Genomic DNA, 8,444 nt, shown 5'->3' with positions numbered 1-8,444 from the left:
GCTGTATCGGATGGCGACGCTCCAACCGCCTCCCTGGTGAAATTAGCGCTGTGGAACCACCCGATCCCATCCCGAACTCGGAAGTGAAACGCAGCTGCGCCGATGGTAGTGTGGCTCAAGCCATGCGAGAGTAGGTCATCGTCAGGGTTTACACCCAAAACCCCGCTGCTCACGCAGCGGGGTTTTTCTTTGTGCGTAGTAAATGCGGGTAGTGCCGGCCGCTGGCCGGCACCCGATGGCATTACATCACCCGGTAGATCCACGCCATGCGTGGATGCCCTCTGCGAGGAGCAAAGGCGCCAATCAAGGTTGGCCGCTACCAACAGCAGGCGCACACAGCGGTCGTTTGCCGGCCAGCGGCCGGCAACTTTGTACGCGGTAAACACCGGGTAGTGCCGGCCGCTGGCCGGCAACCCGATGGCATTACATCGCCCGGTAGATCCACGCCATGCGTGGATACCCCCTGCGAGGAGCAGCGGTGCCAACCAAGGTTGGCCGCTACCAACAGCAGGCCCACACAGCAATCGGTTGCCGGCCAGCGGCCGGCACTACCAGGGGCAGGTCACGCATAAAAAGACGGCGCCCTGCGGGCGCCGTCCTGATCAGACTCGAATGGAAGGCCCGGATCAGGCGACCCGCGAGACCTCGAGCGGTTCCTGCTGGCGGAATACCGAGACCGCTTCGGTCAACGTGCCGGCCTGGTTCTGCAGCTCGCGTGCGGCAGCGGTGGCTTCTTCCACCAGCGCCGCATTCTGCTGCGTGGCCTGATCCATCTGCACCACGGTCTGGTTGATCTGCTCGATACCGACCGACTGCTCCTGCGACGCCGCGGATATCTCGCGCATCAGGTGGCTGACATCCTCCACGCCGCCGACAATTCCCTGCATGCGCTGGCCGGCATCGGCCACCAGCTGGGCACCTTCGCCCACCTGCCGGCCCGCTTCGTCGATCAGCTTCCTGATCTCCTGTGCGGCCGCCGCCGAACGCTGCGCCAGCACGCGCACCTCGCTGGCCACCACGGCAAAGCCTCGGCCCTGCTCGCCGGCGCGTGCCGCCTCCACCGCTGCGTTCAACGCCAGGATATTGGTCTGGAAGGCAATGCCGTCGATGACGCCGGTGATGTCGCCGATCCGCTTCGAGGCACCTTCGATGGCCTGCATGGTATCGACCACCCGCTGCATGGCCGTGTTGCCGTCACTGGCAGCGCTCTGCGTGGAGGCCGCCAACGCACTGGCCTCACGCGCATGGGCGGCGTTCTGGCGCACGGTGGCGGTCAGTTCCTCCATCGATGCTGCGGTCTCCTGCAGGTGCGCGGCCTGGCGCTCGCTGCGCTCGGACAATGCGCCGTTGCCGGCGGCAATCTCGCTGGCGGCGGTACTGATCGACGCCGCGCATTCCTGGATGCGGCCGACCATGCGTGCCAACTGCCCGGCGGTGGCATTGGCATCGCGCTGGATGGCAGCGAAGGCGCCGTGATACTCGCCGTGCATGCGTCGATCCAGATCGCCGTTGGCCAGTGCCGAGAGCATCTGCCGTACTTCGTTGACGGTGCTGCCGAGCGTATCGAGCAGCTGGTTGATGCCACCGGTCAGGCCATCGAGGAAGCTGGCGCCTTCAGTGGCCTGCAGGCGCTGGTCGAGGTCACCGGCCGCCGCCGCTGCGACGATGCCGGCCACGGCATTCTCCAGCGCGAGCTCATGGGTGCGGTCATGCCATTCCACGGCGAAGCCCAGGCGCACGCCCTGCGCGTCGAACACCGGCGTGACCACCTGCGCGAAGTGCACCGGGCCGATCTGTACCTTGCCGTTGTGCGCTACCTGCAGGCCGTTGAGGATCGCGCGGATGCGGTCCGGGTTGGCGTGGAAACGATGGATGCTGCTGCCGACCAGGCGCTCGGCGTCGAAATCGGGGAAGGCCTGTCGCAACGTCGCCTGCTGGTTGCGCAGCAGTGCCACCACCGAGCGGTTCACGTAGCGGATCACATGGTCGTTGTCGGCGATCATCATCGCGGTGCGCGAGGCATCGAGGGCCTGGCGGATCTGCGCGTTCTCGGCATGTGACGCGGCTTCGCGCCCACGCTGGGCCTGCACGTGGCGTGCAGTGTCGGCCAGGGCGTGGGCCAGTGAACCCGGCGCATAGGCGCCGGTATCGGCATGCGCGCCAAGATCGGCACCGGTGGCGATATCGCGTGCGAGCGCGGCAAGCCGACGCGGGCCGTGGCCAAGGGCCTCGGTCTGCTGCCGAAGGCGCAGTGCGACCTGGCCGAGGAACAGGGTCAGGCCCGCGAGCATGCCGGCCTGCAGCAGCGTCGGCCACAGCGCGGCACCGCCCTGTAGCGGTGCCAGCAGGGCGAGCGTACCGACGCCACCGGCCAGCCACACCGGAAGGCGATCGCGATGGCCCAGCAGCACGCCCAGCAGCAGGGCAATCGGCAATGCCGGCGACAGGCTGATGATCGCGCACAACACGGCCAGCTGCAGCGACAACAGCAACGCCAGACCGTTGCGGGCGATGGCCCGGCCCGCCTGGGCCCCGCCCAACCACGCGGCTGGCAGCACGGCGACGGCCGCCAACGCGGCGGCCTGCACCTGCGGGCCGCGCAGGGCCAGCGTCAGGCCAGCCAAGGCCAGTACCGCGCTGCCGATCAGCAGGCGGCGGTCAGCGCGGTGCGCGAGCTGCTGCAGGTGCGGCAGGCGGGCGGTATCGGGGGGACGGGAGGATGCAACGGACATCGGCGACTCCTGGATCAGCAGACGACAACGGCCACGCCGCGGCGCACGCAGGAGTGCGTGACCAGGGCGCGAGCCGGGAATTCGGGGAATGCGACGCGATCAGCGACGCGGAGACGGGACACCGCGGCCACATCCTGTGGGTGACGGTGCAATGGAGCAGGCATGCGGACTTCCTTGCAGAACCAGACACACGCCGCAGGCCCGACCGGACCTGCGTGCTGCGGACGCAGGGGCCCGCAACTGATGTATCGGCCGCAGACGCGCAGAGTGAAGCGCGCGGATACCTTTGCTCAGCCCGCGTTGTCGTTGCTGAAGAAGCGCAGGATCACGCCTGCGATCTGTTCCGGATCTTCCATGTGCAGGTGATGGTTGCCGGGAAACACCGCCAACCGCCCATCGCGCAGGTGCTGCAGGCGATCGCTGCGCATCGGCTCGGGGTAGTAGGACTGCGCTGGCGTGGCATAGATCACCTGCGTCGGGCAGGCGATGGCCTGCAGCAGGTTGTCGATCTGGCCTTCGCTGAGACGGATCGCAGTGGGCAGCATCAGGCGCGGATCGCTGCACCAGCGGTAGCCACCCTCGACCGGTTCCACGCCGCGCTCGACCAGCAGCCGTGCACAGTGCTCGCTGAGCTGGTTGGTAATCATCCGTGCGCGGATCGGCGCGGCGAGGTCGGGGAACACGCGCAGCTGCTTGCGTGCCAGTGCGCGCGTGGCATTCACATGCTCGCGCAGGCGGTTGGCGGTTTCTTCCTCGGGGCCGCGCAGGCCGCCGAGCGCTTCGATCGCCACCAGGCGCTCGACGCGGTCACTGACCGAGGCGGTGAGGCTGGCGATGCCGGCGCCCATCGAATGGCCGAGCAGGTTGAAGCGGTCCCAGCCCAGTGCATCGGCGACGTCGAGCACGTGGCAGATCGCGGCGGCCGTGGTGTAGCTGGCACCGGCCGGCAGATGCGCGCTGTGGCCATGACCGGGCAGGTCGATGGCAACCAGCTGCAGCGACGACAGGTGCGGCGCCAGCGGCACGAAGCTGGCCGCGTTGTCGAGCCAGCCGTGCAGGGCCAGCACGCGCGGGCCATCGCCGTGGTTGCGCAGGCCGGCGACGCGCGCGCCACCGACCTCCAGTTCAAACGGTTGCAGACTCATGCCAGCGAGGCCACGGCCAGCCGCGCAAGCGCGCGTGCGTGCTCCGGTTCGGCGTTGAGGCAGGGGATGTAGCGCATCGTCGCGCCGCGCTCGGCCAGTGTTTCGGTGAAGCCCATGGCGACCTCTTCCAGCGTCTCCAGGCAATCGGTGGCGAAGCCGGGGCACACCACGTCGATCTGCTTCACGCCGGATTCGGCCAGCGCCCACAGGCTGGGCTCGGCATACGGCTGCAGCCAGCGCTCGCGGCCGAAACGCGACTGGTAACCCATCTGCCACTCGTCCCTGCCCAGTTCCAGCGCCTTGGCGATGGCCTGTGCGCTGGCCTCGCAGCGCTGCGGATACGGATCGCCGGCATCGGCCAGGCGCTGCGGGATGCCATGGAAGGAGAACATCAGTGTCTGGCCGCGACCGTGCTGTTCCCAGTAGCGGCGGATCGAGCCGGCCACGGCCTCGACCCAGCCCGGATCGACCGAATAGTCGCGCACCAGGCTGACGGTCACGCCAGGATTGCGGCGCTGCCAGGCATCGACGCGGTCTTCAACCGAGGCAGTGGTGGTGGTGGAGTACTGCGGATACAGCGGCAGCACCACGATGCGGCGCGCACCGTCGGCTGCCAGGCGGTCGAGCTCGCTGGCCAGCGCCGGTTCGCCGTAACGCATCGCATGGCGCACTGTCAGGGTCGGCAACAGGGCCTGCATGGCCTGCGCCAGCTGGCGCGTATGCACCATCAGCGGTGAGCCGTCGGGCAGCCAGACCTGGGCGTACTTGGCCGCCGAACGACTGCTGCGCAGGGGCAGGATCAGTCCGCGCAGCAGCGGCTGCCACAGCAGTGGCGGGATCGCGACCACGCGGCGGTCGGACAGGAATTCAGCCAGGTAACGGCGTACGGCGGGGGCCGTCGGCGTCTCGGGCGTGCCTAGGTTGACCGCCAGCACGGCGGTATCGGGTGCGTCGAGCATGGCGGTATTGTCGCCGATCCGGTGTCGTGCCGGGATGCAGGGTTCGGATTGCAGGCATAGCGCGCATCAATGTGAGCAGGGAACGCTCATTGGGGATTCATGACAACGCTACTAATTTCAGTCACTTGCTATATCTTCCTATGGACTGACTTCTGGAGCCTGCCATGCGTCGCCCGATCCAAGCCCTGCTGATCGCCGCCAGCCTGCTGTCCAGCCAGGCCATGGCCGGGCCGCAGGAAGACCAGCGTGCGCGCAATGCCGTGCGCGTGCTGGCTGAAATCCAGGAAATCCCTGAACAGGGCATTCCGGATAAATTGCTGGACGAAGGCCGCGCGGTCATCGTCATTCCCGACACGATCAAGGCCGGTCTGGTCATTGGCGGTCGTCGTGGCCACGGCCTGATGTCGGTGCGCATGCCCAACGGCGCCTGGTCCAACCCGGTGTTCGTGAAGCTCACCGGCGGCAGCATCGGCTTCCAGGCCGGCGTGCAGTCCTCCGATGTGGTGCTGGTGTTCCGCAACGACCGCAGCCTGGACAACCTGGTCAACGGCAAGTTCACGCTGGGTGCCGACGCTGGCGTCGCCGCCGGTCCGGTGGGCCGCAACGCCGCCGCGGCCACCGACGGCCAGCTGAAGGCCGAGATCTGGTCCTGGTCGCGCGCCCGCGGCCTGTTTGCCGGCGTCGCGCTGGATGGCGCGGTGCTGCAGATCGACGATGCCGCCAATCTGGACGCCTACGGCAGCAACACCACGCCGCGGATGATCTTCGAAGGCCGCGCCGCCGGTTCGCCGTCGATGGATGTGGTCGCCTTCCGCGATCGCCTGGAAGAGGCCACTTACGCGGCGCGCAACAACCGCAGCGGCAACGGCGGCAGCGCGCCGCGCCCGGCTGCCGCCCCGGCCGCTGCTCCGGCGCCTGTTCAGGCAGCACCGGCTGCGCCGGCTGAGGCCACCACCGCGCCGCTGCAGAACGTGCCGCAGACCCCGCCGCCGCAGCAGCAGGGCTTCCAGCCGGTGAATGACGGCGAGATCCGTACGGAAACGCTGGGCGGAAACTGACTTTCGTCACGCGCGCCGGCTGACAGCCGGTGCGCTATGCTCGACAGCCTGATCACTAACGTAACGAGCGTCTTTATGGGCAGTTTCAGCATCTGGCATTGGTTGGTCGTGCTGGCCATCGTCCTGCTGGTGTTCGGCACCAAGCGCCTGACCAGCGGCGCCAAGGACCTCGGTTCGGCGGTCAAGGAATTCAAGAAGGGCATGCGCGACGAGGACAAGCCGAACGCGCAGCTGGGCGATGAGTCGCGCAGCCAGGACGCGTCGCGCACCGCGCAGGACGAGCACGACCGTAACGCTCGCTGATCCGGAGCGGTTGCGGTGTTCGATATCGGCTTCAGCGAACTGCTGGTGATTGCAGTGGTCGCCCTGGTGGTGCTCGGTCCCGAGCGCCTGCCCAAGGCGGCCCGCTTCGCCGGCCTGTGGGTGCGTCGCGCCCGCAATCAATGGGATTCGGTGAAACAGGAACTGGAGCGCGAACTGCAGGCCGAGGACATCAAGCGGCAGATGCAGGATGTGCGCCAGGGCATGCAGGACACCGAGAACCAGCTGCGCGCCAGCGGTGAAGCGATCCGTCGCGAAGCCCAGCAGGCGCAGCAGCAGGGCGATGACCTGGTGCAGCAAGTCCGTGCACCGGCGCCCGCGGATCTGCCGCCGCACATGAGCGCCGCGCCCGATGCCGTTGAACCAGCGCAGGACGGTGGTGCCGCCGAGCCGGTTTCGGCCGCGCCCGCTGAAACTGGTACGCCGCCGCCGGCGCAGAGCACGGAGCGCCACCCATGAGTGAACAGGATTTCGGCGAGAGCTCGCTGGTAGAACACCTGGTGGAACTGCGCGGCCGGCTGGTGCGCGCATTGCTGGGCCTGGGCGTGGTGCTGCTGGCGCTGCTGCCGTTCACCCAGAAGCTCTACAACGCGCTGGCCGAACCGCTGGTCTCGCAGCTGCCGAACGGGCAGACGATGATCGCCACCAACCCGGCCGGTGCCTTCTTCGCACCGCTGAAGCTGACCTTCTTCGTCGCGTTGTTCGTGGCGGTACCGTGGCTGCTGTACCAGCTGTGGGCGTTCGTCGCGCCCGGTCTGTATGCACGCGAGAAGCGCCTGGCGGTGCCGCTGCTGGTGTCATCGGTGCTGCTGTTCTACACCGGTTGCGCCTTTGCGTATTTCCTGGTGCTGCCGGCGGTGTTCCACTTCCTCACCACCTTCAGCCCGGACGTGATCGCAATCACACCGGATGCGAATGCCTATCTGGACTTCGTGCTGGCGATCTTCTTCGCCTTTGGTGGCAGTTTCGAACTGCCGGTGGCGATGGTGATCCTGGTGTTGCTGGGCTGGGTGACGCCGCAGCAGTTCAAGGAAGGCCGCGGCTACGCGATCGTCGGCATCTTCGTGCTGGCGGCGGTGCTGACCCCGCCGGACGTGGTGTCGCAGCTGATGCTGGCGATTCCGATGTGCCTGCTGTACGAGCTGGGCATCCACGCCGCACGCTGGCTGGTGCCGTCGTCGGTAGTGAAGAAGCCCGCCGCCTGAAAGACAAAAAAGGGGACGGAGGGGATTAAGTCGTTTTTGCCTTTAACGACTTAATCCCCTCCGTCCCCTTTTCTATCCACGCATGGCGTGGATCTACCTGCGTTCTGGTCAGGCGTGGAACACGTCGCTCGAGGTCGGCGTGGTCGGAATCGGCGGCGCCGCGCGGCTGCCGCGGTGCACGAACATCTGCTTCCATGCGGCGTAGACCGCGCCGACATACAGCGGCATCAGCACCGTGGTCAGCACCAGCTGGGCGATGAAGGCGGCGGCCAGCGGGCCGCCGATCAGCATCGCGATCTGGATCACGATCACGAACAGGATGTACATGCAGAACGCGGCGATCAGGCCGAGCGCGGCGAACACGATCATCGCGCCGATGTTCTCGATGCAGCCCTGCAGGCTCAGGCGCAGCGCATGCATGCCGCTCTGCTTGTCGAACACCACCAGCGCCGGCTGGGTGAACATTGCCAGCGACAGCGCCACCGCGCTCAGGAACACCAGCAGCATCCACAGCGCGATGCGCTTGGCCGGCAGATTGGCGACCAGCGCGGCCGCATCATCCGGCTTGATCTGCTGGCCACTGCGGCTGATCTCTTCCATCTTGGTCATGACCTCGCTGAAGGCGGTGAAGCCCTCGCGGCCGATCATCAGGAACAGCAGCGCGCCCAGCAGCAGCACCGCCAGCACCTGGATCGCCAGCGGCACCAGCAGGTGGCTGACGCGGTGGTCGCGGATCGGCTGCAGCAGGTGCGAGGCCAGGCCCGGGCGGCCTTCATCGATCTCGCCCACGGCGTACAACATGCCGCCGAACATGATCGGCGAAATGGCCAGCGTCATAAGCTGCACGGCCATGCCGGCAGCGCCGGGAATCAGCGTCGACAACAGCGTGACCACCCAGCTCACCAGCAGCCAGGTCAGGCCGATCCGGGCCAGCTGCAGCGGCGCACGCCGGTACAGCGAGAACGTATCCAGCAACCACTGGGCGCCCGCCGAAGCCGGCAGCTTGCGAATCTCTTTCATGGAC

At 67.4% G+C, this 8,444-nt stretch carries 8 protein-coding genes and 1 rRNA gene; 5 read left to right on the top strand and 4 right to left on the bottom strand.

What is annotated here, in order from left to right; all coding sequences use genetic code 11:
• The first annotated feature begins 32 nt into the window (after positions 1-32).
• Positions 33-147: ribosomal RNA gene (gene rrf / locus AC5P5R_RS12510) — 5S ribosomal RNA — on the top strand.
• A 479-nt stretch (positions 148-626) separates the two neighbouring features.
• Here rrf and AC5P5R_RS12505 read toward each other — a convergent pair.
• The 3 genes from AC5P5R_RS12505 to hemH form a co-directional block, all read right to left on the bottom strand.
• The gene (locus AC5P5R_RS12505) at positions 627-2,732 is read right to left on the bottom strand and encodes a methyl-accepting chemotaxis protein (protein WP_164281586.1); all 2,106 of its coding nucleotides are present in this window, start codon (positions 2,730-2,732) and stop codon (positions 627-629) included.
• A gap of 290 nt (positions 2,733-3,022) precedes the next feature.
• Positions 3,023-3,877, bottom strand: coding sequence for an alpha/beta fold hydrolase (locus AC5P5R_RS12500; protein WP_100438172.1), 855 nt, complete (start codon positions 3,875-3,877; stop codon positions 3,023-3,025).
• A complete protein-coding gene (gene hemH / locus AC5P5R_RS12495) occupies positions 3,874-4,836 on the bottom strand; it encodes a ferrochelatase (protein WP_062605303.1) in 963 nt (320 codons plus the stop codon). Before hemH ends, AC5P5R_RS12500 begins: the two co-directional genes overlap by 4 nt.
• Before the next feature lie 164 nt (positions 4,837-5,000).
• Here hemH and AC5P5R_RS12490 point away from each other — a divergent pair, with 164 nt between their 5' ends.
• The 4 genes from AC5P5R_RS12490 to tatC all read left to right on the top strand — a co-directional run bounded on the left by AC5P5R_RS12490 (position 5,001) and on the right by tatC (position 7,420).
• Positions 5,001-5,894 carry a lipid-binding SYLF domain-containing protein gene (locus AC5P5R_RS12490; RefSeq protein ID WP_005411678.1) on the top strand — a complete coding sequence of 298 codons (894 nt, stop codon included), beginning with the start codon at positions 5,001-5,003 and terminating at the stop codon, positions 5,892-5,894.
• Between the two features lie 75 nt (positions 5,895-5,969).
• Complete coding sequence (tatA, locus tag AC5P5R_RS12485; RefSeq protein WP_005420453.1) at positions 5,970-6,197, top strand: Sec-independent protein translocase subunit TatA; 228 nt, start codon at positions 5,970-5,972, stop codon at positions 6,195-6,197.
• 15 nt (positions 6,198-6,212) lie between these two features.
• Positions 6,213-6,674, top strand: a complete 462-nt coding sequence (tatB, locus tag AC5P5R_RS12480; protein WP_043034409.1) for a Sec-independent protein translocase protein TatB — start codon at positions 6,213-6,215, stop codon at positions 6,672-6,674.
• Positions 6,671-7,420: a twin-arginine translocase subunit TatC gene (tatC, locus tag AC5P5R_RS12475; RefSeq protein ID WP_005411675.1), complete on the top strand. Its 750-nt coding sequence runs from the start codon at positions 6,671-6,673 to the stop codon at positions 7,418-7,420. Before tatB ends, tatC begins: the two co-directional genes overlap by 4 nt.
• A 108-nt stretch (positions 7,421-7,528) precedes the next feature.
• On the opposite strand, the gene AC5P5R_RS12470 is transcribed toward tatC, so the two are convergent.
• Complete coding sequence (locus AC5P5R_RS12470) at positions 7,529-8,440, bottom strand: BPSS1780 family membrane protein (protein ID WP_005411674.1); 912 nt, start codon at positions 8,438-8,440, stop codon at positions 7,529-7,531.
• Positions 8,441-8,444: the final 4 nt, after the last annotated feature.

It is taken from the genome of Stenotrophomonas sp. YJH_SMC_19 (genome assembly GCF_059367915.1).
This window is presented reverse-complemented; position numbering and strand designations above follow the sequence as displayed.

Excerpts from the sequence above, each read along its gene's own strand:
- AC5P5R_RS12505 (WP_164281586.1), bottom strand. The coding sequence starts at position 2,732 with ATGTCCGTTGCATCCTCCCGTCCCCCCGATACCGCCCGCCTGCCGCAC.
- AC5P5R_RS12500 (WP_100438172.1), bottom strand. The coding sequence starts at position 3,877 with ATGAGTCTGCAACCGTTTGAACTGGAGGTCGGTGGCGCGCGCGTCGCC.
- hemH (WP_062605303.1), bottom strand. The coding sequence starts at position 4,836 with ATGCTCGACGCACCCGATACCGCCGTGCTGGCGGTCAACCTAGGCACG.
- AC5P5R_RS12490 (WP_005411678.1), top strand. The coding sequence starts at position 5,001 with ATGCGTCGCCCGATCCAAGCCCTGCTGATCGCCGCCAGCCTGCTGTCC.
- tatA (WP_005420453.1), top strand. The coding sequence starts at position 5,970 with ATGGGCAGTTTCAGCATCTGGCATTGGTTGGTCGTGCTGGCCATCGTC.
- tatC (WP_005411675.1), top strand. The coding sequence starts at position 6,671 with ATGAGTGAACAGGATTTCGGCGAGAGCTCGCTGGTAGAACACCTGGTG.
- AC5P5R_RS12470 (WP_005411674.1), bottom strand. The coding sequence starts at position 8,440 with ATGAAAGAGATTCGCAAGCTGCCGGCTTCGGCGGGCGCCCAGTGGTTG.